24 protein-coding genes and 1 tRNA gene are annotated in these 24,797 nt (G+C 67.0%); 10 read left to right on the top strand and 15 right to left on the bottom strand.

Annotated elements, in window-relative coordinates; all coding sequences use genetic code 11:
• Positions 1-207 precede the first annotated feature (207 nt).
• The 8 genes from coaD to pdxH all read right to left on the bottom strand — a co-directional run bounded on the left by coaD (position 208) and on the right by pdxH (position 9,131).
• Positions 208-702 carry a pantetheine-phosphate adenylyltransferase gene (coaD, locus tag RM543_RS13960; RefSeq protein WP_311692669.1) on the bottom strand — a complete coding sequence of 165 codons (495 nt, stop codon included), beginning with the start codon at positions 700-702 and terminating at the stop codon, positions 208-210.
• Positions 703-773: 71 nt separating this feature from the next.
• Complete coding sequence (gene chrA / locus RM543_RS13955; RefSeq protein WP_311692667.1) at positions 774-2,147, bottom strand: chromate efflux transporter; 1,374 nt, start codon at positions 2,145-2,147, stop codon at positions 774-776.
• A gap of 102 nt (positions 2,148-2,249) precedes the next feature.
• Positions 2,250-2,642, bottom strand: coding sequence for a hypothetical protein (locus RM543_RS13950; RefSeq protein WP_311692665.1), 393 nt, complete (start codon positions 2,640-2,642; stop codon positions 2,250-2,252).
• A gap of 194 nt (positions 2,643-2,836) precedes the next feature.
• Positions 2,837-6,484, bottom strand: a complete 3,648-nt coding sequence (locus RM543_RS13945; protein WP_311692663.1) for a vitamin B12-dependent ribonucleotide reductase — start codon at positions 6,482-6,484, stop codon at positions 2,837-2,839.
• Between the two features lie 646 nt (positions 6,485-7,130).
• A tRNA-Pro gene (locus tag RM543_RS13940) sits at positions 7,131-7,207 on the bottom strand.
• Between the two features lie 56 nt (positions 7,208-7,263).
• Positions 7,264-7,740: a DUF192 domain-containing protein gene (locus tag RM543_RS13935; protein WP_311692661.1), complete on the bottom strand. Its 477-nt coding sequence runs from the start codon at positions 7,738-7,740 to the stop codon at positions 7,264-7,266.
• On the bottom strand, positions 7,740-8,312 hold the full coding sequence (locus tag RM543_RS13930; protein ID WP_311692659.1) for a cold-shock protein: 573 nt from the start codon (positions 8,310-8,312) through the stop codon (positions 7,740-7,742). Before RM543_RS13930 ends, RM543_RS13935 begins: the two co-directional genes overlap by 1 nt.
• Positions 8,313-8,507: 195 nt before the next feature.
• Positions 8,508-9,131, bottom strand: coding sequence for a pyridoxamine 5'-phosphate oxidase (gene pdxH, locus RM543_RS13925; RefSeq protein WP_311692657.1), 624 nt, complete (start codon positions 9,129-9,131; stop codon positions 8,508-8,510).
• Between the two features lie 194 nt (positions 9,132-9,325).
• Between pdxH and fabI the strand changes: the two genes are divergently transcribed.
• The gene (gene fabI / locus RM543_RS13920) at positions 9,326-10,159 is read left to right on the top strand and encodes an enoyl-ACP reductase FabI (RefSeq protein WP_311692655.1); all 834 of its coding nucleotides are present in this window, start codon (positions 9,326-9,328) and stop codon (positions 10,157-10,159) included.
• Positions 10,160-10,171: 12 nt separating this feature from the next.
• Complete coding sequence (gene gpt / locus RM543_RS13915; protein WP_311692653.1) at positions 10,172-10,672, top strand: xanthine phosphoribosyltransferase; 501 nt, start codon at positions 10,172-10,174, stop codon at positions 10,670-10,672.
• Between the two features lie 84 nt (positions 10,673-10,756).
• Here the strand turns inward: gpt and RM543_RS13910 are convergent, their stop codons facing one another.
• Positions 10,757-11,068: a hypothetical protein gene (locus RM543_RS13910; protein WP_311692651.1), complete on the bottom strand. Its 312-nt coding sequence runs from the start codon at positions 11,066-11,068 to the stop codon at positions 10,757-10,759.
• Between the two features lie 9 nt (positions 11,069-11,077).
• Here RM543_RS13910 and xth point away from each other — a divergent pair, with 9 nt between their 5' ends.
• Positions 11,078-11,857 carry an exodeoxyribonuclease III gene (xth, locus tag RM543_RS13905; RefSeq protein WP_311692650.1) on the top strand — a complete coding sequence of 260 codons (780 nt, stop codon included), beginning with the start codon at positions 11,078-11,080 and terminating at the stop codon, positions 11,855-11,857.
• 102 nt (positions 11,858-11,959) lie between these two features.
• Here the strand turns inward: xth and RM543_RS13900 are convergent, their stop codons facing one another.
• Entirely contained in the window at positions 11,960-12,889 is a 930-nt protein-coding gene (locus RM543_RS13900; RefSeq protein WP_311692648.1) for a class I fructose-bisphosphate aldolase, read from the bottom strand.
• A 108-nt stretch (positions 12,890-12,997) separates the two neighbouring features.
• Entirely contained in the window at positions 12,998-14,176 is a 1,179-nt protein-coding gene (locus RM543_RS13895; RefSeq protein ID WP_311692646.1) for a phosphoglycerate kinase, read from the bottom strand.
• A 156-nt stretch (positions 14,177-14,332) separates the two neighbouring features.
• On the opposite strand from RM543_RS13895, the gene RM543_RS13890 reads away from it, so the two are divergent.
• Together RM543_RS13890 and RM543_RS13885 are read left to right on the top strand one after the other, a co-directional pair.
• Positions 14,333-14,833 carry a peptidylprolyl isomerase gene (locus RM543_RS13890; RefSeq protein ID WP_311692644.1) on the top strand — a complete coding sequence of 167 codons (501 nt, stop codon included), beginning with the start codon at positions 14,333-14,335 and terminating at the stop codon, positions 14,831-14,833.
• Positions 14,826-15,389, top strand: a complete 564-nt coding sequence (locus tag RM543_RS13885; RefSeq protein ID WP_311692642.1) for a peptidylprolyl isomerase — start codon at positions 14,826-14,828, stop codon at positions 15,387-15,389. The genes RM543_RS13890 and RM543_RS13885 overlap by 8 nt, the downstream gene beginning before the upstream one ends.
• Positions 15,390-15,453: 64 nt before the next feature.
• On the opposite strand, the gene RM543_RS13880 is transcribed toward RM543_RS13885, so the two are convergent.
• The gene (locus tag RM543_RS13880) at positions 15,454-16,368 is read right to left on the bottom strand and encodes a glycosyltransferase family 2 protein (RefSeq protein ID WP_311692640.1); all 915 of its coding nucleotides are present in this window, start codon (positions 16,366-16,368) and stop codon (positions 15,454-15,456) included.
• Between the two features lie 101 nt (positions 16,369-16,469).
• Here RM543_RS13880 and RM543_RS13875 point away from each other — a divergent pair, with 101 nt between their 5' ends.
• From RM543_RS13875 to RM543_RS13860, 4 genes are all read left to right on the top strand, one after another.
• Positions 16,470-17,600 carry a carboxylate-amine ligase gene (locus RM543_RS13875; RefSeq protein ID WP_311692638.1) on the top strand — a complete coding sequence of 377 codons (1,131 nt, stop codon included), beginning with the start codon at positions 16,470-16,472 and terminating at the stop codon, positions 17,598-17,600.
• A gap of 129 nt (positions 17,601-17,729) precedes the next feature.
• Positions 17,730-18,308, top strand: coding sequence for a L,D-transpeptidase (locus RM543_RS13870; protein ID WP_311692636.1), 579 nt, complete (start codon positions 17,730-17,732; stop codon positions 18,306-18,308).
• A gap of 64 nt (positions 18,309-18,372) precedes the next feature.
• Positions 18,373-18,906, top strand: a complete 534-nt coding sequence (locus RM543_RS13865; RefSeq protein ID WP_311692634.1) for a hypothetical protein — start codon at positions 18,373-18,375, stop codon at positions 18,904-18,906.
• On the top strand, positions 18,903-19,262 hold the full coding sequence (locus RM543_RS13860) for a hypothetical protein (RefSeq protein WP_311692632.1): 360 nt from the start codon (positions 18,903-18,905) through the stop codon (positions 19,260-19,262). Before RM543_RS13865 ends, RM543_RS13860 begins: the two co-directional genes overlap by 4 nt.
• Positions 19,263-19,280: 18 nt before the next feature.
• Here the strand turns inward: RM543_RS13860 and uvrA are convergent, their stop codons facing one another.
• The 3 genes from uvrA to RM543_RS13845 form a co-directional block, all read right to left on the bottom strand.
• Positions 19,281-22,145: an excinuclease ABC subunit UvrA gene (uvrA, locus tag RM543_RS13855; protein WP_311692630.1), complete on the bottom strand. Its 2,865-nt coding sequence runs from the start codon at positions 22,143-22,145 to the stop codon at positions 19,281-19,283.
• A gap of 155 nt (positions 22,146-22,300) precedes the next feature.
• Positions 22,301-22,999 carry an outer membrane protein gene (locus RM543_RS13850; protein WP_311692628.1) on the bottom strand — a complete coding sequence of 233 codons (699 nt, stop codon included), beginning with the start codon at positions 22,997-22,999 and terminating at the stop codon, positions 22,301-22,303.
• A gap of 94 nt (positions 23,000-23,093) precedes the next feature.
• On the bottom strand, positions 23,094-24,299 hold the full coding sequence (locus RM543_RS13845) for an MFS transporter (RefSeq protein WP_311692626.1): 1,206 nt from the start codon (positions 24,297-24,299) through the stop codon (positions 23,094-23,096).
• A gap of 191 nt (positions 24,300-24,490) precedes the next feature.
• Here RM543_RS13845 and ihfA point away from each other — a divergent pair, with 191 nt between their 5' ends.
• Entirely contained in the window at positions 24,491-24,790 is a 300-nt protein-coding gene (gene ihfA / locus RM543_RS13840; protein WP_311692624.1) for an integration host factor subunit alpha, read from the top strand.
• Positions 24,791-24,797: the final 7 nt, after the last annotated feature.

The following is a 24,797-nucleotide window of genomic DNA, read 5'->3' as shown; positions in this document are numbered from 1 at the left end:
GCAAATGCACGGATCAGGCCCGCGTGAGGGAGCACCCCATGCCACACCTCGCCAAGCGCCTCGGAGCAGCTTACGCCAACCCTGCCGCCGCACGACTGCACCTGTTCGAATGATTTCACGGCGATCGCGCGCCGTGGCAGCTACGGCTTTCGGGCCATAGTCAGGACAAGCCAGCGGGACGACCTGCGGCCATCCTCTTCAAGCGAGCTAACGCGCGAGCTTTTCCGTCAGGCGATCCGCGACCGACGGGGTGACGAACTTCGACACGTCCCCGCCTAGCCGGGCAATTTCCTTGACCAGTTTGGAGGCAATGGCCTGATGCTCCGCCTCCGCCATCAGGAAGACCGTCTCGATGGCATCGTTTAGCTGGCGGTTCATGCCGACCATCTGGAACTCGTACTCGAAATCCGCCACGGCGCGCAGCCCCCGCACGATGACGCCGGCGCCGACATCGGCCGCCGCGTCGATCAGGAGGTTCTCGAAGGGATGCACGACGATGCTGCACCCGCGCGTATCGACGAGCCTGGCCGTCTCGGTTTCGATCATGGCAACGCGCTCGTCGAGGGAGAAGAGCGGACCCTTCTCCGCGTTCACGGCAACGCCGATCACAAGCTTGTCCACGAGGGCTGTGGCCCGCTCGATGATATCGAGATGGCCGAGCGTCAGCGGGTCGAAAGTCCCCGGATAGAGTGCTGTCCGCATGACGTTTTCTCCTCGCTCCGTCGCGATCTGATGGCATGGAACGCGCCCGGGCTGCAAGACGCTAGCCGGGATCAGGCAGCCGTCAGCCCCGCTCCCCAGAGCAGCAGCCCGGCCCCGGCCGCGCCGCCCAGGAGCGGCAGGATGCCGAGCTTGAAGCGCAGCGCCGCGACAAGCGCCGCCGCGACGAGGAGCGCGGAGGCGGGATCGAGCGTGGTCCACACGGGCCAGTCGAGCTCGAGCCCACCGGCCCGGACAGCTCGAACCTCGCCGAAGAGCACATGCAGCCCGAACCAGACCGCCAGGTTGGCCATGACGCCCACGACGGCGGCGGTGATCCCGGTGAGCGCCGAGGTCAGGGCGGCGTTCTGCCGGAGCCGTTCGATGAAGGGCGCGCCAAGGAAGATCCAAGCGAAGCAGGGCGCAAACGTCACCCAGGAGGTCAGGAGGCCGCCGAGCGTGCCGGCAACGAGCGGAGGCAATGTCCCGGGATCGCGATACGCCCCCATGAAACCGACGAACTGGGTGAAGAGGATCAGCGGTCCCGGCGTCGTCTCGGCAAGGCCGAGCCCGTCCAGCATCTCCCCCGGTTGCAGCCAGCCGAACCCCTCCACAGCCTCCTGCGCGACATAGGCAAGCGCGGCATAGGCCCCGCCGAAGGTCACGACCGCCATCGTGCTGAAGAACCCGGCGATCCGCGCGAAGACATCGTCTGCCCCGAAGAGCCCGTAAAGCGCAGCCACCGGCAGGAGCCAGAGCGCAAGACAGATCGCGGCGCCTCGAAGCGGCCCGGTCCGGTCCGGTGCGACGGCCCCTGCCCCCAGAAGCGTCTCCTCATCCCTCACCGTCCGGGATCCCGCTTGCCCTGCCACTCCCTTGGTGGACGCCGCGGGAGTGCGCCGGCCAGCGATCAGTCCGATGACGGCGGCCGCGGCGATGACGAGCGGGAACGGAATGCCGAAGACGAAGATGGCGAGAAAGGCGAGGAGTGCGAGGGCCGTCGTCCAGCCGCCAACCAGAACGCGCGTCCCGATCCGCAATACGGCCTGCACGACGATCGCGAGAACGGCGGCCTTCAGCCCGAAGAACAGACCCTCGACCACCCCCACGTTGCCAAGCGTGGCGTAGATCATGCTCAGGCCCGTTACCGTGATCAGTCCCGGCAGGATGAAGAGGATGCCGGCGATCACCCCGCCGCGAACGCCGTGAACGAGCCATCCGATATAGGTCGCAAGCTGCTGCGCCTCGGGGCCGGGCAGAAGCATGCAGTAATTGAGGGCGTGCAGAAACCTCGCATCGCCGATCCAGCGCTTCTCCTCGACGACGATCCTGTGCATGAGCGCGATCTGCCCCGCCGGCCCGCCGAAACTCAGAAGGCCGATCCGGGCCCAGACGGCAAACGCCTCGCGCAGATCCGGATGCACATGTTTTCCGCTGGTCTCACTCATCCGGCACATCGTACCGGAGATATGTGACAGAGGATGACGGCCCACCGGAACGGGCCCGGGTTGCCTGCCCCTGGGCGAGCGGCGGCCCCGGGGGACCTGCCGTCAGGACCGGCGAACCTCGTCACCGTCCTTGTCTTCGTCCTTGGTCTCGGTCTCGGCGGTCTCGGCGGTCGCGTGATCCTCGGGGTCGTTTTCGACGATCTCCACCACCTCGATGAGGTTGCCGTCCTCGTCGACGGCGTCCGGCTCCTCGTCGTCGGTCCTGGAGCTGATTTCGGGATCGTTGTAGCTATTGGGGTCGTAATCGTCTGGATCGTAGGCCTCGGCCTCGTCGGGGATCCCGGTGACGTGCGTCGTCCCGGTCTCGTCGTTGTAGACGAGCCCGTAGGTCGTTCCGCCCTCGGACTTGTAGCGCATGAATTCATGTATGCCGGCATAGATGAAGGCCAGCGCGAATGGGGTCATGATCAGCGCGGCAATCAGTCGAGCTTCCATGGAAAGGCTCCAACAAAAGAATTTGTCTCACGACAGATATCAATGCGCGGCGATGCGATTCGGGTCCGCCCGACATGGTGATTCATGACGAAGATGGACACGTCTGACCATCATGACGCGCGCCCGCCGCCCGCCCGCCGGGGAGCGGGCGTACCCGCCCCCCCCCCCGGTGGCCGTCTGCCCGCCGGATCGGCTCAGCTGCAGCCGGACGTGCCGCCGCAGGTGTTGCACTTCATGCAGGTGCCGTTGCGGACAAGCGTGTAGTTTCCGCACTCGCCGCAGGCTTCGCCCTCGTAACCCTGCATCCGCGCCTTCGCGCTGGCGTCGATGGGCGCCGGCTGTGGCGTCGCCGCGCCAGGCTCCAGCGCGCCCTCGATATCGAGCCCGGTGGCGAGGGCGGCCGCCGCCGCCCCGCCCTGCAACACCATCAGGTCCTGCGGAAGGCGCTTACGCAGGTAGCCGGTGGAGCTGATCTGCTTGAGGACTTCGAGGGACTTGGACGCGGCATTCTCCGAGGGGCTGGACCTGCCCGGCTTCCCCTCCTCCTCGCCGCGGCCGATATCGTCGAACGTCGCGCCCTGCGGTGCGACATGCGCCAGATCGGTCCGGTCGAGATAGGAGACGGCCAGCTCGCGAAAGATGTAGTCGAGGATCGAGGTCGCGTTCTTGATCGTCTCGTTGCCCTGCACCATGCCGGCCGGCTCGAACTTGGTGAAGGTGAACGCATCCACGAACTCCTCCAGCGGCACGCCGTATTGCAGACCGACGGAGACCGCGATGGCGAAGTTGTTCATCATCGCCCGGAACCCGGCGCCTTCCTTGTGCATGTCGATGAAGATTTCGCCGAGCGAGCCGTCACCGTATTCGCCGGTCCGGAGATAGACCTTGTGACCGCCGACGATGGCCTTCTGCGTGTACCCCTTGCGGCGCTCGGGCATCTTCTCCCGGTGGGAGCGGACGATTTCCTTGACGACGACCTTCTCGATCACCTTCTCGGCCAGCACCTGCGCCTTCTGCGCCGGCGTGCCCGTCTCCAGAACCTCGGCCGCCTCGTCGTCATCCTCCACGAGCGCGGAGGCCAGCGGCTGCGACAGCTTGGAGCCGTCGCGGTAGAGCGCATTGGCCTTGGTGCCGAGGGACCACGACAGCTCGTAGGCCGCCTGGCAATCCTCGATCGTCGCATCGTTGGGCATGTTGATCGTCTTGGAGATCGCGCCCGAGATGAAGGACTGCGCCGCCGCCATCATGTGGATGTGGCTGTCGACGGAGAGATACCGACGGCCTTTCTTGCCGCAGGCATTGGCGCAATCGAAGATGTGGTAATGCGCAGGGTCGAGGTGGGGCGCGCCTTCCAGCGTCATCGTTCCGCAGACGTGGTCGTTCGCCGCCTCGACCTGCGCCTTCGTGAACCCGAGATGCCGCAGAAGATCGAAGGACGGATCGGAAAGCTTGCCCGCCGGTATGCCGAGAACATCGGTGCAGAACTCTGCGCCGAGGGTCCACTGGTTGAAGACGAAGCGGATGTCGAAGGCGGACGGAAGCGCCGCCTCGATCTTCGCCAGTTCCGCCTTGCCGAAGCCATGCCCGAGAAGCGCGGTGTGATTGATGCCGGGCGCGTTGCCGAGTGAGCCATGGCCCACCGCGTAGGCGACGATCTCGCCGATCTGGCTTTCGGAATAGTTCAGATGCTTCAGCGCGGCCGGGACCGACCGGTTGATGATCTTGAAGTATCCGCCGCCGGCGAGCTTCTTGAACTTCACGAGCGCGAAGTCCGGTTCGATCCCCGTCGTGTCGCAATCCATCACGAGGCCGATCGTGCCGGTCGGCGCGATGACGGAGACCTGCGCGTTGCGGAAGCCGTGTTCAGTGCCCAGGCGCTCGGCCTCGACCCAGGCCTCCCTGGCGAGGCCGACGAGATCACGCTGAGGGCAGTTTTCCTGATCGAGCGGAACCGGCAGGACCTCCAGCCCCTCGTAGCCGGTGCTCCTGCCTTCCGCCGCGCGGCGGTGATTGCGGATCACCCGGAGCATGTGATCGGCGTTGCGCGCATGGCCCGGGAACGGCCCGAGCTCGCCCGCGATCTCCGCGGACGTGGCGTAGGAAACGCCCGTCATCAGCGCCGTCAGCGCGCCGCAGATCGCCCGGCCCTCGTCGCTGTCGTAGCCGTAGCCGAGGTTCATCAGGAGCCCGCCGATGTTGGCATAGCCGAGGCCGAGCGTCCGGAAATCGAAGGAGCGCTGCGCAATCTCCTTCGAAGGGAACTGCGCCATCATCACGCTGATCTCGAGCGTCAGCGTCCAGAGCCGCGTGGCATGCATGTAATCTTCGGCCTTGAACCTGCCGCCGTCGAGGAAGGTCAGCAGGTTCATCGAGGCCAGATTGCAGGCCGTATCGTCGAGGAACATGTATTCAGAGCACGGGTTCGAGCCGCGGATCTCGCCATCCTCGGGGCAGGTGTGCCAGGCGTTGACGGTGTCGTGAAACTGGATGCCGGGATCGGCGCAGGCCCATGCGGCATGGCCGATCTGCTCCCACAGATCCCGCGCCCGGATCGTCCTGGCGACTGTGCCGTCGGTGCGGCGGATGAGCTCCCAGTCGGCATCCTCGCGGACCGCCTTCAGGAACGCATCGGTGACCCGGACGGAGTTGTTGGAGTTCTGACCGGAGACCGAGGCATAGGCCTCGCTGTCCCAGTCGGTATCATAGGTCGGAAACTCGATGCTCGCGTAGCCCTGCCGCGCATATTGCAGCACGCGGTTGATGTAGGTCTCGGGGATCGCGTTGCGCTTGGCGGCGCGGATCGCGGTCTTCAGCGCGGCGTTCGCGGCCGGATCGGTCGCGCCCTCCTCCGTGCCGTCGAACTCGCGGATCGCGGCGAAGATCTCGTTGAGCCGGGCTTCGTGCATCTTCGAGCCGGCGACGATGGAGGCCACCTTCTGCTCCTCGCGGACCTTCCAGTTGATGAAGTCCTCGATATCGGGGTGGTCGGCGTCGCAGATCACCATCTTCGCGGCGCGCCGCGTGGTGCCGCCCGATTTGATCGATCCCGCCGCCCGGTCGCCGATCTTCAGGAAGCCCATGAGGCCGGAGGACTTGCCACCGCCGGACAGACGCTCCCCTTCCCCCCGGAGCGAGGAGAAGTTGGTGCCGGTGCCGGAGCCGTACTTGAAGAGCCGGGCCTCGCGGACCCACAGGTCCATGATCCCGCCCTCGTTCACGAGGTCGTCCTTCACGGACTGGATGAAGCAGGCATGGGGCTGCGGATGCTCGTAGGCGCTCTTGGAGCGGGTGAGCTTGCCGGACTTGTAGTCGACATAGAAATGTCCCTGCCCCGGACCGTCGATCCCGTAAGCCCAGTGGAGCCCGGTATTGAACCATTGCGGGGAGTTGGGCGCGCCGCGCTGCGTCGCGAGCATGTGGCGCATCTCGTCGAAATAGGCGCGCGCATCGGCTTCGGAGGTGAAGTAGCCGCCCTTCCAGCCCCAGTAGGTCCATGCGCCGGCGAGCCGGTCGAACACCTGCCGTGCGGAGGTCTCGCCGCCGAACCGCTCCTCCTCGGGCATCTCTGCGAGGGCTGCCTCGTCGGGCACGTGACGCCACAGGAATTCCGGCACGTCCTTTTCGCGGACCGGTTTCAGCGCGGCGGCGACGCCGGCCTTGCGGAAATACTTCTGGGCGATGACGTCGCCGGCCACCTGGCTCCAGGAGGCGGGCACGTCGATGCCCTTCAGGGAGAAGACCACCGTACCGTCGGGATTGCGGATCTCGCTCGCCGTCGTGGTGAAGGCGATGCCGTCATAGGCATCCTTGCCCGCCACCGTGTATGTCCGCTCGATCTTCATTGCCCTGTCTCCATCCTTGCCTGCCTCGTTCCTGTGCCCGTCCCCCGACCCGGAGGCGGCCCGTTCGCGCCGATCCGTCTCGCGCAAGAGCGGTCGCCGCCGCTCACCGCCCTCGGCTTGGAGGGGGCGCGGCTTCCGCTCCGGTGTCGGAGCGGCGCTGTCGCGCGTCGGATCGTCGTGCCGGCCGGGCGCAGTCTCGGCGCCGCTTGAAGGGCTCTGCTGTTTGCGGCCAACACCCACCAGATGTAGTGCGCCCCAAGCCGGTTTGCACAAGGTGCCGTGGCTTTGTGAAGCCTTCAACAGATTTTTGAACTTGACCGGAATTTACCTGACCCGCCCGATTCAGCCACAGATCGTACGGTGAGGGCCGGCGCAGGCGCCGTCGCCGCAACCGGTTAGACGGCCGTGCTTTTTCGGGGTGTTCTCCACACTTCTGCACCGGGGCCTGTGGAAAAGTCGGGGCAGCCGGGCCACACCGTCGGGCGCCCCGCCACCGTCCGAATCGCGCGCGGAAGCGTGATCCTGCTCGCGCCCGCCTTTTCAGCTATTTCCTGAAAATACCCCCGCCGGGGCATCCACGCGCCGCAACGAGAAACGGCGCCCGATGAGGGGGCGCCGCGTGCGGATCGGGACATCTTTCGAAAGATGGTCGGGGCGAGAGGATTCGAACCTCCGACCTACGGCACCCAAAGCCGCCGCGCTACCAGGCTGCGCCACGCCCCGACGGGGGTCTTCCTAAGCCCGGGAGACGCGCTTGGAAAGCCCCGGGATCGAGCTTGTCACTCGCACGGCCACGCGGCCTCGTCGCCGAAGGCCGGGTGGCGCATCTGGGACCCTTCGTCGATCCCGAGCGCCTCCGCGAGGCCACCGTTGATCTCGAGGACGGCATAGACCCCCTCGCCGCCATCGATCGGCGTCTCGTCATGCGGGACGGCATTGTCGTGCACCCGCGTGACGATGCCATCGGAGCCGACGAACACCATATCGAGAGGTATGAGCGTGTTCTTCATCCAGAAGGAGGCGCGCTGCGGCGCATCGTAGATGAACAGCATGCCCTTGCCGCGGGACATCTCCTCCACGAACATCAGGCCCTTCGCCCGCTCCCCGGGATCGTCGGCGACATCGACGCGGAAGCGCGCCTGTCCCCAATCCCCGCGAAGCTGCACCTGCGCCGGATTGCAGGCAACCTGCGCGGACGCGGCGCCCCCTCCGGCGAGCAGAGCGGCGAACCCTGCCGCAAGACCCAACACACGCATCACTCGTCTTCTCCCTGCTGCTCTTCCCTTGTGGCCCGTTCCCAGGCCGCGACCTCGACGGCCATCTTGCCGCGCGGACCATCGACGGATCTCAGTCCCACCGCCTCGCCCGGCTGCAGATCGGCAAGGCCGGACCGGCGCAGTACATCCATGTGGATGAAGACATCCTCCGGGCGGCCGAAGACGTTCGCGAAACCGAAGCCCTTCGCCTTGTCGAACCATTTCACACGCGCCGGCTCGAGGGGAAGCCCCGGCTGGATCTCGACGGGCGCACCTGATCGATCCTCGCCGGTCACCTCGGGATCGAGATCGGCGGTGATATCCAGAACCTCGACGGCCTGGCGGCCGCGCTCGGTCTCCTGGACGCGGATGACGACGCGGCTGCTGTCCGCGACGGAGCTCTGGCCGAACATGCGCAGCACGTTGGCATGAAGCAGGATATCCGCTCCGCCCTCGTCGGCGACGACGAAGCCAAACCCCTTCCCGGGGTCGAACCACTTCACGCGGCCTTCGAGTTCAGCGCCGTCCTTCCGCGCGTCACGGTCCAAGTTCTCTTTCGGCGTCTCGCCCATCAATGCGTCCGTGCCCTTTGCATTCCTATCCGGGCGCGAAAATCTCGCGCCATCGCCCCAACGACCGGCAACAGAAAAAACAGCCCAGAAACACAGGCGGTTCATATCTGTCGCATACCTGCGTGGCGAAATGTGGGCTTGCAAGCGGACGCTAACGTCAAGCAGCGAACGATCGCTCATGGAGCGGGCAAGACGTCACGGATTGAGACGCATGACCTCCCAGCCTGCGCCATCCTGCCCAGGGTTTACTCTCCAGCGGAAACGATCGTGCAGCCGGAAGGCGCCGTCGGCCCAGAACTCGATCTGAACGGGCCTAATCCGGAACCCGCCCCAGAACGGCGGCCGCTCGGGATTCGTGCCCTTGGAGGCGGTGATCTCGGCGACCTTCGCCATGAGAGCGGTCCGGGACTTGAGCGGTTGGCTCTGCTCTGAGGCCCAGGCACCAAGGCGGGATTGAAGGGAGCGACTGGCGTAATATTCATCCGCCTTCGCACCATCCTCGCGCTCGACATGGCCGCGCACGCGGATCTGGCGGCGCAGGCTCTTCCAGTGCATCACGAATGCGGCGGTTCCCGTGGCGTCGATCTGCTCAGCCTTGGCGGAGCCGTAATTGGTGTAGAACACGAAGGCGCCGTCCGTCCCCTGCCCCTCGATCTCCTTCAGAAGGACCATGCGCGCATCGGGCATGCCGTCCGCATCCGTGGTGGCGAGCGCGATGGCGTTGGGATCGTTGGGTTCGCTCTCGGTCGCCTCCTTCAGCCAGGCCCGCGCGATGGCGAATGGGTCGTCGCCTGCGAATTTGCCGCTTCTGTCCGCCATGGGGACCATTCCTTTCGCCCGGAGAAAGCTCTTCCGCCCTTCAGCTAATGCGCCGGGCGCCGCTTCGCCAGCCTCCCTCGCGCCCGCGCTCGTTTGCCAAAACAGCCCGGCCCTGAGCACCCGCAGTCTTGAAACCCGGCAGATGGATCGACTAAAGGGGCGGGACGTACCGACAGAGCCAAAAGGATGAGCTTATGGCAGGTCTGATGGAAGGCAAGCGCGGGCTCATCATGGGCCTCGCCAATGACAAGTCCATTGCGTGGGGAATCGCGAAGGCCTGCGCCGATGCCGGTGCTGAGATCGCGCTCACCTACCAGGGCGATGCCTTCAAGAAGCGTGTCGAGCCGCTCGCCGCGCAGCTCGGCTCCACCGTGCTCGCCGATTGCGACGTGTCCGACGAGGCCTCGCTCGATGCGGCCTTCGCCAAGGTCGAAGAGGCCTGGGGCGGGATCGACTTCTACGTCCACGCCATCGGCTTTTCCGACAAGTCGGAGCTGCGCGGGCGCTACGTCGACACCTCCCGCGAGAACTTCCGCAACTCGATGGACATCTCGGTCTATTCCTTCACCTCCTGCGTGAAGCGCGCCGAAGCCCTGATGACGACGGGCGGGTCCTGCCTGACGCTGACCTATTACGGCGCCGAGAAGGTCATGCCGCACTACAACGTCATGGGCGTTGCCAAGGCCGCGCTCGAGGCCTCGGTGCGCTACCTCGCCGACGATCTCGGCCGGAAGGACATTCGCGTGAATGCGATTTCGGCCGGCCCGATCAAGACGCTGGCCGCCTCCGGCATCGGCGATTTCCGCTATATCCTGAAGTGGAACGAGCTGAATTCGCCCCTGCGCCGGAACGTGACGCAGGCGGATGTCGGCAAGTCCGCGCTCTACCTTCTGTCCGATCTCGGCTCCGGCGTGACCGGTGAGATCCACCACGTCGATTGCGGCTACCACGCGATCGGCATGAAGGCGGTGGACGCGCCCGATATCGACACCACCGGCAGCGGCGCGACCCTGCCCAAGGACGGCTGAGGAGCGCCGAGGATGGACCGTCTGCCGCATGAGAAGGGCTTCCACGTCTCCTGGGACCAGATCCACCGCGATTCCCGGGCCCTCGCCTGGCGGCTCGACGGGCACGGGCCTGAGAACGGCCACTGGCGGGCCGTCGTCGCGATCACCCGCGGCGGCATGGCCCCGGCGATGATCGTCGCGCGGGAGCTGGACATCCGCACCGTCGATACGATCTCGGTGAAATCCTACGATCACCAGTCCCAGCGGGAGGCCCGGGTGCTGAAGAGCCCCGATGCCGAGCTGATGGGCGACGGGACGGGGATTCTCGTCGTCGACGACCTTGTCGACAGTGGCAAGACCCTGGAGCTCGTCCGCAAGCTCTATCCGGGCGCCCATTGCGCCACGGTCTATGCCAAGCCGAAGGGGCGCGAGCAGGTCCAGACCTTCATCACCGAAGTCAGCCAGGACACCTGGATCTTCTTCCCGTGGGACATGGCGATGCAGTACGTCCCGCCCTACCGCGGCACCGATTGACGTCGGGCCGGACGCAGCTTCGCGATGCGTCCTCCGCCTCCGGCGGGGGTATTGCTCTGGAAAGGTGAAGGCGGCGGGAGCGCGTCAGGCGCGATGGATCACGCGCAGGGTCGTTCCTTCGCGCTCCACCCTCCAGCTCTTTTCCGCGATCGGCGTCCCTGCCGCGGTCCGGTGCGCGTCGAGCGTCAGGACATCGCCCTCGATCCAGCCCCCGACCGTGACCCCGTCCGAGAACGTCGCAAGAATGGCGGCGCTCTCCGGCGGATCCGCGTCGAAGGTGCCGGTGGCGCCGGGATAGAGATGCGTATGCGTGAAGGTCAGGCGGTATGCAGTCTCCGTCATGGACGGTGAAGTAGCGTCCTGCGGCGGCTTGCCCAGCGAGGCGGGCTCGGGCATAGCGGCGTCATGCGTATCGCGACCTTCAACATCAACGGCATCAAGGCGCGCATCGGCGCCCTGACCGACTGGCTCGACGAAGCCGAACCCGACGTTGCTCTCCTCCAGGAGATCAAGTCGGTGGACGAGGGCTTTCCGTCCGAAGCTTTCGAAGACCGGGGCTACAATGTCGCGGTTCACGGGCAGAAGGGCTTCAACGGGGTCGCAATCCTGTCGAAGCTGCCGCTCGAGGACGTCACCCGCGGTCTCCCCGGCGATCCGGAGGACGAGCAATCCCGCTGGATCGAGGCGGTCGTGGGGGGAGATACACCGCTCAGGGTCTGCGGCCTCTACCTTCCGAACGGAAATCCGGCGCCGGGTCCGAAATACGACTACAAGCTGGCCTGGATGGAGCGGCTGGAAGCCCGCGTGCGGACGCTTCTGGCGAGCGAGGAGGCGGCGGTGATCGCTGGCGATTACAACGTCATTCCGCAGGACGAGGATGCCGCACGGCCCGACGACTGGCGCCGCGACGCGCTGGCCCTGCCCGAGACCCGCGCCGCCTTCCGCCGGTTGGTGAACCTCAGCCTGACGGACGCCTTTCGCGCACGCAATGCCGGGCCCGGGCATTATTCCTTCTGGGACTACCAGCGTGGGTCCTGGGATCGAAACGACGGCATCCGCATCGACCACCTGCTTCTGACGCCGCAGGCCGCGGACCGCCTCATCGGCTCCGGCATCGACAGCGCCGTGCGGGGCCGCGAGAAACCTTCCGATCACGTCCCGGTCTGGGCGGATATCGAGGGCTGAGCCGCCCGCCGGCCGGTCCTGATCGCCCTCACCCGAACGCGCCCTGAGAAAAAAGACCGGCCCCTCCGGCCGGTCTCTTCCTGCGGATGGGTCAGGCGGCGTTCACGCCTTGCCCTTGTAGATGTCCACGATCTTGCCGAGCATCTCGAGCGCTTCCTCGCGGGGGCGCTGGAAGGTGTTGCGCCCGATGATGGAGCCGTTGCCGCCGCCGTCCCGGATGGCGCGGGCGTCGTCGTAGATGCCGTCCGCGCCCTTCTTGGCGCCGCCAGAGAACACCACGATGCGGCGACCGTCGAAGCTCGCCTGCATGCAGTGCTTCACGCGGGCCGCCTGGGTTGCGATGTCGATCTCCTCATCCTTGTAGACCGCCTTCGCTTCCTTGAGCGACAGGTGGTCCGTCGACAGCTTGATCTTGATGACATGCGCCCCGACGAGGGCGGCGATCTGGGCGGCGTAGGCGGCGATGTCGATGGCGGTCTCGCCATCCTTGTCGAGCGCTTCGCCGCGGGGATAGGACCAGATCACGGTGGCAAGGCCCTTGGCGGCGGCCTCCTTCCGCATCTCCACGATCTCCTCGAACATGCCGAAGGCCGCGTCAGACCCCGGGTAGATCGTGAAGCCGATGGCGGAGCAGCCGAGGCGGAGCGCGTCGTCGACGCTGGCCGTGACGGCCTGGTCCTTGCTCGCGGTCGAGGACATCAGCGAGTTGGCGGAGTTGGCCTTGAGAATGGTCGGGATCTGCCCGGCGAAAGTATCCGCGCCGGCTTCGAGCATCCCGAGCGGCGCCGCGTAGGCGTTGAGGCCGGCATCGATCGCGAGTTTGTAGTGATAGTGCGGGTCGTAACCGGCCGGGTTCGGCGCGAAGGACCTTGCCGGCCCGTGCTCGAAGCCCTGGTCGACGGGGAGGATCACCATCTTTCCCGTTCCGCCGAGGCGCCCGTTCATCAGCATCTGGCAGAGGCGGGCTTTGACGCCGGGCGTCTCGCCTTCGTAGTTCGCCAGGATGCGGCGCACGGTCTGGGTGGCTTTCATGGGGGTCCTCCGGGGTGTCTTCTGTCTCTGCGACAAGGGGTAGGGTTGCCTCAAACCCGAGACAACCCTGCTAGCGCAAACGACCGCCATATAAGGAATTTGGACGCCTCAGCCCCCGAGCGCGGCGACCCCCGGCAAGGTCTTGCCTTCCATCCATTCCAGGAACGCGCCGCCGGCGGTGGACACGTACGTGAAGTCCTCCGCCACGCCGGCCTTGTTGAGCGCCGCGACCGTGTCGCCACCGCCCGCGACCGAGGTCAGCTTGCCCTCCCGCGAGCGGTCGGCGACGGCGCGGGCGGCCGCGTTCGTGGCCCTGTCGAACGGCTCGATCTCGAACGCGCCCAAAGGACCGTTCCAGATCAGGGTGGCGCAATCGCCGAAGAGCTCCACGAGACGCTCCACCGTCTGCTCTCCGGCATCGAGGATCATCCAGCCCTCGGGGCAGTCGGCGACGTCCACGCTGCGGCTCTCGGCACCGGCCTTGAACTCCTGCGCGATGACGATGTCGACGGGAAGGTGGATCGTGCAGCCGGCGCTTTCGGCCTTGGCGACGATCCGCCGGGCGGTCTCGGCCATGTCCCGCTCGGCGAGCGAGGCACCGACCTCGATGCCTTGCGCGACGAGGAAGGTGTTCGCCATGCCGCCGCCGATGACCAGGTGATCGACGCGGGACACGAGGTTCTCCAGAAGGTCGAGCTTGGTCGAGACCTTGGCGCCGCCGACGAGCGCGGCGACGGGCCGTTTCGGATCGCCGAGGGCGGCCTCGAGTGCCTTCAGCTCGGCTTCCATGAGGCGGCCGGCGGCAGACGGCATCAGGTGCGCGATGGCCTCGGTTGAGGCATGGGCCCGGTGAGCGGCGGAGAAGGCATCGTTGATGAAGACGTCGCCGAGTTCGGCCAGCTCGCTTGCGAAGCCCTTGTCGTTCTTCTCCTCACCGGGATGGAAACGGACATTCTCTAGGAGCAGTACCTCGCCCGCCGCGAGGGCGCTCACCGCCTCCGCGAAGCCGCTAGCGGCAAAGCGGACGGTGGCGCCGATCTTCTCTTCCAGCGCCGGCACGATCTGCGCCAGCGACATCTCCGGCACCTCGCGGCCCTTGGGGCGGCCGAAATGCGCCAGGAGGATCGGTTTGCCGCCCTTGTCCATCACGTCCCTGATCGTGGGCACGATGCGCTCGATGCGGGTCGCGTCCGTGACGCGGCCGTCCTCGACGGGTACGTTGATGTCCACCCGGATCAGGACGCGCTTGCCGCCGAGATCCATGTCGTCGATCGTCTTCCAGGCCATTCCGGCACGTTCTCCATCTTCTGTCGGTCGCCCTCCTTCTACCGCAGTCGGTTCGAGGTTCACACGGCGATTTGCGGCCACCCTGCCCCGCCCCGCCCTTTCGCCGCACCGCCAGCACCGTTAGGGTCCGGCCCAAGAGCTTAAAAGGAGGGCCTCATGGCCGACATCAAGGATCCCGAGAACACCGTCATCATCGAGCTGAAAGACGGCCCCGTCGTCATCGAGCTGATGCCGGACGTGGCGCCCAAGCATTCCGAGCGCATGAAGAAGCTGGCCCGCGCCGGCGCCTATGACGGCGTCGTCTTCCACCGCGTCATCGAAGGCTTCATGGCCCAGACCGGCGACGTGAAGCACGGCCACACCGATGGCGATCTGCGCCGCGCCGGCACCGGCGGCTCCGACCAGCCGGACCTGCCGGCGGAGTTCTCCAAGCTGCCGCATGATCGCGGCACGCTCGGCGCCGCGCGCTCGGCCAACCCGGACAGCGCCAACAGCCAGTTCTTCATCAACTTCGGCGACAACCATTTCCTCAACGGCCAGTACACCGTGTACGGCCGGGTCATCGAGGGGATGGAGCATGTGGACAAGATCGCCCGCGGCGAGCCGCCCGCAAGCCCCGACCGGATGATCAGCGTGAAGGTGGCCGCCGATGCGTAAGGCTCTTGCACTGACCCTGGCGCTCGCCGCCGCGCCGGCTCTCGCCCAGGAGGACGGCCCCGGCCCGAACCTCGTCATCGATGTCGCGGGCGAGACGCAGGGCACCGTGGTGATCGACCTCTTCGAGGACGTCGCGCCGCAGCATGTCGAGCGGATCACGACCCTCGCCGAGGACGGTTCCTATGACGGGATCGCCTTTCACCGGGTGATCGACGGCTTCATGGCGCAGACCGGCGATGTCGAGTTCGGCGGGCCGGATGCGCCAGCGGGCCGCGCCGGCACCGGCGGCTCCGATCTGCCCGATCTTCCGGCCGAGTTCTCGGACCGGCCGTTCGAGCGCGGCACCGTCGGCATGGCCCGGTCGGCCAGCCCGGATTCGGCGAACAGCCAGTTCTTCATCATGTTTGCCCCCGCGGGCCATCTCGACGGTCAGTACACGGTCGTCGGCCAGGTCATCGAGGGCATGGATGTGGTCGACGCGATCCGCAGAGGCTCCGGCGGCAATGGCGCCGTGTCGGACCCCGACCGGATGGAAAGCGTGACCGTCTCCGACTGACCCATCGCCCGCGGCGGGGCCCCACCCTGCCGCGGGCTGCCACGGGAACGGCGGGGCTCGGCGCCTAGCGTCCGTCCGTCGTCTCGTAGAGCCTGCTTTCGGCGCCGAACGCCGCCGACGCATGACCTGCCGCGATCCCGAGGCTTCTGACGCCGTCGAGCGCCGGGCCCCTCGCCAGGGGCCACAGAAGGACCCGAAGGCCGCCTCCCGCCCCCCTGAGAAACGCAGCCATCAGATGCGCGCTCCGCCTGCGCGGGGACAGGGCTGCCTTGGCGAGGGTCTGCGACCGGGCACGCCGGAAGATGTAGCCGGCCCGGAGACGCGAGGCCGGCCATTCGTCCGTCAACTCCGCGGCGGGCACCCATCCAAGCTTGAGCCCTGCGGCCTGCGCGCGCCGCGACAGGTCCGTATCGGAGCCTCCCGTCATCAGGAGCTTGTCATCGAACCGCAGACCGGCGCGCTCCAGGGCCGCGAGGCGCACGATCCAGTTGTTGGTCGGCAGGTCCAGACGCCCGGTCCCCGACGCCCGCCGCGCATCCCGAACGGCGGCCCGCCGCGCCAGCCACGCGGCCACCTCGGCCTCGCGCGGTCCTGCATCCGCCCCCGGAACGGGGCGCACGGGTCCGCCGGCCAGATCATGGCCGCCTGCGACCGCGCCGTCCCGCAGCGCCGAGATCCAGCCCGGCGGCGCCACCTCGTCATCGTCCACGAAAGCCAGCCACTGTGCGCCGAGCGACAGCGCTTCCTCCACCGCCCGGTTGCGCGCATGGGGAATCCCAAGCCTCGGCTCGACCACCACGCGCGCCTCCGGCGCGACCTCGGCCGCGATGCCCGCCGCCAGCCCGTCGTCGCCATTCTCCACCACGAGAAGCGTCAGCTCGGCGCCCTCCGGCACGTTCTGTGCGGCGAGGGCGGAGAGGCTCCGGCGGAGCGCCTCGGACCGGGCGCGGGTGATCACGGCGATGACGATGCGGCTCATCCTCCCTGCCTGCCGCGAAGGGAGGCGCCTGTCCAGCGGGCCTTGCGCGGTTTGCTCGCCCCTGCGACGCTTTGCGGATGCGCCTTGCGGAGGAGAAGCCGATGGCCGCCGAACCCGACCTCACGATCGGCATCGAGGAGGAGTACCTCCTGCTCGACCCCGAGACATACGATCTCGTCGATGCCCCGGACGACCTCGTCGCCGATTGCGAAGCCGCCCTCGGCCAACAGGTCACCCGGGAATTCCTGCGCTGCCAGATCGAGGTTGGCACCCGCGTCTGCCGGACCGTGCAGGAAGCGCGGGACGACCTTGCGCGCCTGCGATCCGGGGTGTCGGACTGCGCCCGCGCGCATGGCCTCGTCCCGGTCGCCGCCTCCTCCCACCCGCTGGCGGACTGGACGGCGCAGACCCGGACGGAGAAGGAACGCTACGCCGCCCTCGAAAAAGACTATTCCGCCGCCGCGCGCCGGATGCTGATCTCCGGAATGCACGTCCATATCGGGATTCCGGACAGGGACATGCGGATCGACCTCATGAACCAGCTGTCCTATTTCCTGCCGCATCTTCTCGCGATGTCCGCCTCCTCGCCGTTCTGGAAGGGACAGGACACCGGCATGGCCTCCTACCGGCTGACCGTGTTCGACAACATGCCCCGGACGGGCCTGCCGCCGCGGCTCGCCTCGTGGAGCGAGTTCTCCCGGATCACCGGGCTTCTGACCGAGCTCGGCCTGATCGAGGATGGCTCCCGCATCTGGTGGGACATGCGTCCCTCGGCCGGCTTTCCCACCCTCGAGACCCGCATCTGCGACATCCCCGCCCGCCTGAGCGATACCGTCACACTGGCGGCGCTCCTCCGCTGTCTTGCCCGGATGCTCTGGCGTCTCTCGGCAATGAACCAGCGCTGGCGGATCTACGAGTCGGTCCTTCTGTCGGAAAACCGGTGGCGCGCGGCGCGCTACGGGATGTCCGGCGGGCTGATCGACTACGGGCGGGGGGAAATCGTGCCGTTCGCTGACCTTGCGGCGGAACTGGTCGAACTGGTGGCGGAAGATGCCGAGGCACTGGGCTGCACCGAGGAGGTGCACGGTCTTCTCGATATCTCGGCCCGTGGCAACGGCGCGGATCGCCAGCGCGCGGTCTTCGCGAAGGCCCTCTCCGAGGGCGCTGACACGCCCGGGGCCTTGCGTGCCGTCCTTGCCCACCTCTCGGAGGAGTTCACCGCAGATCTGTGAGGCCCCGGGCCGGTTCCGCGCCGTCACATGTCCGTGTCCCTTTGCGCATGAGCGTGCGAGACACTGGCATTCGGCTGGAAAACCTGTATCCGATCCAGCCTGAGCAGTCCCAATTCTGGAGCAGGTGCAATGAACCGCTTCTCCCGTCGTACGATGCTGGCCGGCCTCGGCAGCCTTCCCATCCTGTCCGCCCCCGCGCTCGTCAGCGCGCAGGTGCCGTCGGGCGAGTATCGCTCCGGCGAAGCGCAGCGGAACGCGTCCAGCTTCCGCACCGTCGACTGGCGTGACCACTTCGACAGTCTCGGCGCGGCCTCCATCGTCGTGGACATCACCAGCCGTGCCCTGCACTACTGGAATGCGGACGGCAGCGATTATCGGCTCTACCCGACCTCCGTGCCGATGACCGAGGAGCTGACCCGCCGCGGTTACACCGAAGTCGTGCGCAAGAAGGTCGGCCCGGACTGGACGCCGACCGAATCGATGAAGGAGCGGGACCCGTCGCTTCCCGACTACATGCCCCCGGGCCCGGGCAACCCGCTCGGCACGCATGCCATGTATCTCAGCTGGCCCGCCCACCTGATCCATGGCACGCACGACACCCGCAAGATCGGGCGCCGGGCCTCCTCGGGCTGCATCGGCCTCTACAACGAGAAGATCGCCGAGCTGTTCGAGCTCTGCCCTATCGGAACCCAGGTTCGCCTTGTCTGAACAGGGGCGATCCGACGCCTCCGGGGCCGTGGAACGAAGCGGCGGGCCCCACCGTTTCGCCCGCATGGCACCAGTCACATCGCATATCCCTCGTCGCGGCGGCCTCCTGGCCGCCGCACTCGTATCCGCCGCCCTGATCACGCCGGCCTTTGCGCAGGTGGTGGACGGCGCGCCCGGCATCGTCTGCACCACCACGGCTTGCGCGAATTCTCCGCCTGAGGCCGGGGAAATCCTGCGGGACCATCAGTCCCGCTCCGATGCGACGCAGCAGATCCTCGACCGCAGCCGCGAGCGGGTTCTGCAATCGGGTCCGGCGCAGAACGATATCCGCCCCGGCCCGCTCACATTCGACAGCATCCATGTCGGCGATCAGCTCCCGTCGACGCGCTACACGATCCTCGACGGGCTGGAGCGTCGGGGCCTCAGGGCGCCTGACGACGGTCGCGTCTGGGCCGAGTACCAGGGACAGACGATCCTCATCGAACGGAACTCCGGACGCGTGATGCGGCTTCTCGAAGAAGCTGAACAGGAGTTGCCGACATGCCGATGCGAACGAGACAGACTGGATCCGGAGCCGTGCCCCTGCGCGCAGCCTTGAGCGCCGCACTGGCCCTCGCGGCCACGCAAGCCTCCGCACAGATCGCCACGGAACAGACGCTGGACTGCACGCCGGGCTATGTCCCCTCCGGCGAAGAATGCGTGATTCCGGACGGCTCGATGGACACGGGCTCCGTCATCCCGCCGCAGGATCGCCCCGCAGATCCCGGAGAGGTCGTTGACCGTACCGGCGATCTCGCCCCCGACGGAACCGCGGAGAATTTCGGCGTCGAGACGCCCGATATGGATGACGAGTACAGCATCGAGGACGACACGCTCGTCATCGATGACGAGGACGCCGTGGAGGACGCCATCCCGCTCGTTCCGAATGCCGGCGAGGCCGACCTCACCGACTGAGATGGGCCGGCGGCGGATCTACTCCGCCGCCACCTTCCGGGGGACCAGCATGGGCGCGAGGTAGTGGCCGGTATGGCTTGCTTCGACCTTCGCCACATCCTCCGGCGTTCCGGTCGCCACGACCTGCCCGCCGCCGTCGCCGCCCTCCGGACCGATATCCACGATCCAGTCGGCCGTCTTGATGACATCGAGATTGTGCTCGATCACGACGACCGTGTTGCCCTGATCCACCAGCTCATGAAGCACTTCGAGGAGCTTCTTCACGTCCTCGAAATGCAGGCCCGTCGTCGGCTCGTCGAGAATGTAGAGCGTGCGGCCGGTGGAGCGTTTGGCCAGCTCCTTGGAGAGCTTGACGCGCTGCGCCTCGCCGCCTGACAGGGTCGTCGCCTGCTGGCCGACCTTGATGTAACCGAGCCCCACGCGCATCAGCGCGTCCATCTTCTCCCGGATCGAAGGAACGGCTCGGAAGAACTCCTGCGCATCCTCGACCGTCATGTCGAGAACGTCGGCTATGCTCTTGCCCTTGAACTGGATTTCCAGGGTTTCGCGATTGTAGCGGGCGCCGTTGCAGGTCTCGCAGGTGACGTAGACGTCGGGCAGGAAGTGCATCTCGATCTTGATGACGCCGTCGCCCTGGCACGCCTCGCAGCGTCCCCCCTTCACGTTGAAGGAGAAGCGGCCCGGCTTGTAGCCCCGCGCCTTCGCCTCGGGCAGACCGGCGAACCAGTCGCGGATCGGCGTGAAGGCCCCGGTATAGGTCGCCGGGTTCGACCGCGGCGTCCGGCCGATGGGCCGCTGGTCGATATCGATGACCTTGTCGAGATGCTCCAGCCCCTTGATCGTCTCGCAGGGAGCCGGCGTCTGCCGGGCTCCGTTGAGTTTCATGGAGGCCGTCTTGAACAATGTCTCAATGGTCAGCGTCGACTTGCCGCCACCGGACACGCCCGAAACGCAGACGAACTTGCCGAGCGGGAAATCGACGGTGACATCCTTCAGGTTGTTGCCGCCCGCCTTGACCACGCGGATCGCCTTGCCCTTGCCTTTCCCCTTGCGACGCTCAGCCGGCACGGCGATCTCCCGCCGCCCGGCCAGGTAATCGCCGGTGACGCTCTTCGGATCGTCGATGATCTCGGCCGGCGTGCCGTGCGCGACGACCTGACCGCCGTGAACGCCGGCGCCTGGGCCGATGTCGAAGACATAGTCGGCTTCGCGGATCGCTTCCTCGTCGTGCTCGACGACGATCACCGTGTTGCCCTGATCCCGCAGGTTCTTGAGCGTGGTCAGGAGACGGTCGTTGTCCCGCTGGTGCAGGCCGATGGACGGCTCGTCGAGGACATAGAGCACCCCCGTCAGGCCGGAGCCGATCTGCGAGGCGAGACGGATCCGCTGGCTTTCGCCGCCGGAGAGCGTACCGGCATTGCGGGAGAGGGTCAGGTATTCGAGGCCGACATTGTTGAGGAAGCCGAGCCTCTCGCGGATCTCCTTCAGGATGGCGCGGGCGATCTCGTTCTTCTGCGGTGACAGGCTCTCGGGCACGGTCTCGCACCAGTCCGCCGCCTGCCGGATGGACATCTGCACCACCTGGCCGACATGCAAGTCAGCGATCTTCACGGCGAGGGCTTCGGGGCGCAGGCGGTAGCCGTCGCAGGTGCCACAGGGCCGGTTGTTCTGGTAGCGCTCGAACTCCTCGCGCACCCAGCTGGAATCGGTTTCCTTGTAGCGCCGCTCAATGTTGCGGATCACGCCCTCGAAGGGCCGCGATACCTGGTACACCCGCCCGCCCTCGTCGTAACGGAACAGGATCTCTTCCTTGCCGGAACCGCGCAGGATGACCTGCTGGACGTTCTCCGGCAGGTCCTTCCAGGGCGTCTTCGCGTCGAAGTCGTAGTGCTTCGCGATCGCCTCGATGGTCTGCGTGAAGTAGGGGGACTTGCCCTTGCGCCACGGCGCGATGGCGCCCTCCTTCAGCGACAGCGCCGCGTCGGGAACCACGAGCCGCTCGTCGAAGAAGAGCTCCACGCCGAGGCCATCGCAATCGGGACAGGCGCCGAACGGCGCGTTGAAGGAGAAGAGCCGAGGCTCGATTTCGGGGATTGTGAAGCCGGACACCGGACAGGCGAAATTCTCGGAGAACGTGATCCGCGCAGGCTCGCCCTCCCGGGGGGCCGTCTCCAGCACGGCGATGCCGTCGGCGAGGTCGAGCGCGGTGCGGAAGCTGTCCGCGAGCCGCGTCTCCAGGCCCTCGCGAACGACGATCCGGTCGACGACCACGTCGATATCGTGGCGAAACTTCTTGTCCAGTTTCGGCGGATCGTCCAGCTCGTGAAACTCGCCGTCGACCTTGACCCGCTGGAAGCCCTGCTTGCGCAGCTCGAGGAACTCCTTGCGGTACTCGCCCTTGCGATCCCGAATCATCGGCGCGAGGAGGTAGCCGCGCGTCCCCTCCTCCATCTTCATCACCGCATCGACCATGTCCTGCACCTGCTGCGCCTCGATGGGCAGGCCGGTGGCAGGGCTGTAGGGCGTCCCGGCGCGGGCGAAGAGCAGCCTCATGTAATCGTAGATCTCGGTCACCGTGCCGACGGTGGAGCGCGGGTTCTTCGATGTGGTCTTCTGCTCGATGGAGATCGCGGGAGAGAGGCCGGAGATGTGGTCGACGTCCGGCTTCTCCATCATGTCGAGGAACTGCCGCGCATAGGCCGATAGCGATTCGACGTAGCGCCGCTGTCCTTCGGCGTAGATCGTGTCGAATGCCAGCGAGGACTTGCCGGAGCCCGAGAGCCCCGTGATCACCACGAGCTGGTCACGCGGAATGTCGACGTCGATGTTCTTGAGGTTGTGCTCGCGTGCGCCGCGCACCTCGATCGATTTCATCTCTGCCATCGCCTACCCCCGAGGATCCAGTGAGTCTCCAGATAGGCACGGCATGGGAGCACGCCAGTCGCAGGCCAGAACATTTGGAGAACTGCAGACGATTTTTTAACGAAGTTCGGGATCGGGCGAAAGGTCGCCGGCCCCCTCTTTCACGAAAGAGTGCCTCAGAACCTGTGCGTCAGCTTGAGCGAGAAGGTCGTGAGCTCGGCGCTGACATCCGCCATGTCCCAGTCGTCGTAGGAATGGCGCACGAGTTCCCCGCCCAGCGTCCACCCCCCGCCGAGACGCACTTCGGTCCCGGCGGCGAGCGCGAGGCCGGTGGCGGTAAAGCTGTCATCCGTGAAGGCCGCGTCCATCATGTCCCCGTAGGCGCTGAATTTCGCCCGTGCCGGGCCAGCCGCGACATAGACCAGCGCCTCGCCCGCATCGTAACCCAGTCGCCCCATCAGCCGCGCCGCGTGGTCCATCTCCAGGCCGTTCTCGCCGATCGAGATGCGGGTCTCGGTCCGGGTGACGGCCAGCTCGACCCCCCAGACGAGCGCCCCCGCCTGCCAATCCCATCCGGCGTGGAACCCGTAGATCGGGGAATGGTTCTCGATCTCGGGCCCCGACATCTCGGCGCCGGCCAGAAGCGCCGGAAATTGCAGCGCGCCCGGCCCCGTCCGACGGCGCAGCATGGTCTGCATGACCGGCTCGACGATGCCGTCGAACTCGAGACCACCCGCCTCGGCCCCGCCGACCTGCACGCCGAGATAGGGACCCGCCCATGTCTGGTCCTGGGCTTCCGCCGCCCCCGATCCGCAGGAAATGGCGCAAAGAAGAACGGTCGCACGGATCGCCCGCGCGCTGAATATGCCGGTCATGTCAATAAATCCGTAACCCTGTCGCCCCCAGCGAAGTCTTAACAGGGGGTTAAGGAATCGTCCGTGGAAACCTTACAGCAAGGTTAACGTGTCCCTAGTCCTGCGCGTGCCGCGCCTCGGCCGCCGGCGCGGCGGCTGGCAGCGGCCCGATCCCGCGATGAGCCGCGCGAACCGCGACCATGCCGAGGATCGAAAGCGCCGCCGCAAGCCCGCAGATCCCCCCGATGCTCGCGGCGAAAAGGGAGAAGAGCGGCGGGCCGAGCGTCGTGCCGATGTTGCCGAACTGAGCGATGGCGCCCGTCGCCCGCGCCCGGTCCGGCCCTGCCGCGTTCAGCGCCGCGATATCGGCGAACGAGGCGCCGGGCACGAGACCGAGGCAGATGAACTGGACCACCGCGACCGCGAACCGCGCTTCTTCCGGCACGGCGAGAAGCACGACAAGCGCCGCGGCCGACGCACCGTAGCCGATCGTCGCCACACGCGCCGGCGAGACCCGCCTGCACATCACGCCGGCGGAAAGCGTGCCGACAAGGGACACCAGCGGCAGGACTGCGGTGGCGGCATCTCCGATCCGCGGCGCGAGGAAGGTGACGAGGGAAATGTAGCTCGCCGTGTAGCAGACGAAGCCGAAGGCCGGCGCCCGGCGGCGCGGGTCGCTGTAGGTCAGCCGGTGCTGCGCGACGTAATCTATAAGGGACACCGGCGCGCCCCGCCCGCTCCGCGGCAGCAGCGGCCAGAGGATCGCCGCCATCGCGAGCAGCCCTGCCCCGTGCAGCGCGAAGAGAAGCGGCAGGCCGCCTGCGCCGATCAGCCCCGGCACGATCGTCGCGGTCAGCGCGAAGCCGACGCCGAAGAACGTCCCCCAGATCCCCATCACCACCGGCCGCATCCCCTCGGAGGCGGCTGCGGCCATCAACGTGGGCGCCGCGACGACGATCACGAGATGAGACGCCCCTTCGAGCGCCCGGCTTGAGAGAAACAGAGCAAATGGCGGCAGCATCGCCTGCAGGAGCGACACCGCCCCGCCGAATGCCATCGCCCCGACCAGGGCGCGCCGTGCGCCGATCCGCGCCACGAGCCCGCCCGCCATGACGCCGAACAGGATACCGACGATGCCGACCACGGAAATCGCTATGGCCACGCCACGCCCGGCCCCGGGCCAGACCTCATGGGCGGCGTCGATGGTCAGGGCCACCTTGGCGAACTGTCCGGCGGCCAGCAGCCCGGTGAGAAAGAGGGCGAGGACGAGGCCCCACCGGGTGTGTCCCCCGGCGGGCTGGATGTCGGTGCGCATGGTCATGGCTCTGCCCTTATACGAGCCGCGCGGCGGGGTCATCGGCCTGCCGCGCCGCACCGCTTCGGCGCCCCCGGAATCGCCCCGGGCGCCCTCCCGCGGCGCTCCGCCTCGCAAGCCCCTGTAATTGACGACTGAATTGACGCTCCCGGAAACTTCGCCTACGGTTTTCCCAATCCAGGGGGATGCTATTTAAGATGACCAAGACATTGACTCGGATGGACCTCAGCGAGGCCGTCTTCAGGGAAGTCGGACTGTCCCGAAACGAATCCTCTCAGCTTGTCGAGAGTGTCCTCGGGCACATCTCGGATGCGCTCGCCGAGGGGGAGCAGGTAAAGATCAGCTCCTTCGGCACCTTCTCGATCCGGGACAAGGCCGCCCGCGTCGGCCGCAATCCCAAGACCGGCGAGGAAGTTCCGATCCTGCCTCGCCGCGTCCTGACCTTCCGCCCGTCGCACCTGATGAAGGAGCGGGTGGCGGCCGGCAAGAAGTCTTAAGGTCCGG

The sequence above is a fragment of the Tropicimonas omnivorans genome, assembly GCF_031846565.1.
Taxonomy (GTDB): Bacteria; Pseudomonadota; Alphaproteobacteria; order Rhodobacterales; family Rhodobacteraceae; genus Tropicimonas_B; species Tropicimonas_B omnivorans.
Note: the sequence above shows the minus strand (reverse complement) of the source record. Positions and strands in the feature narration are given on the sequence as shown.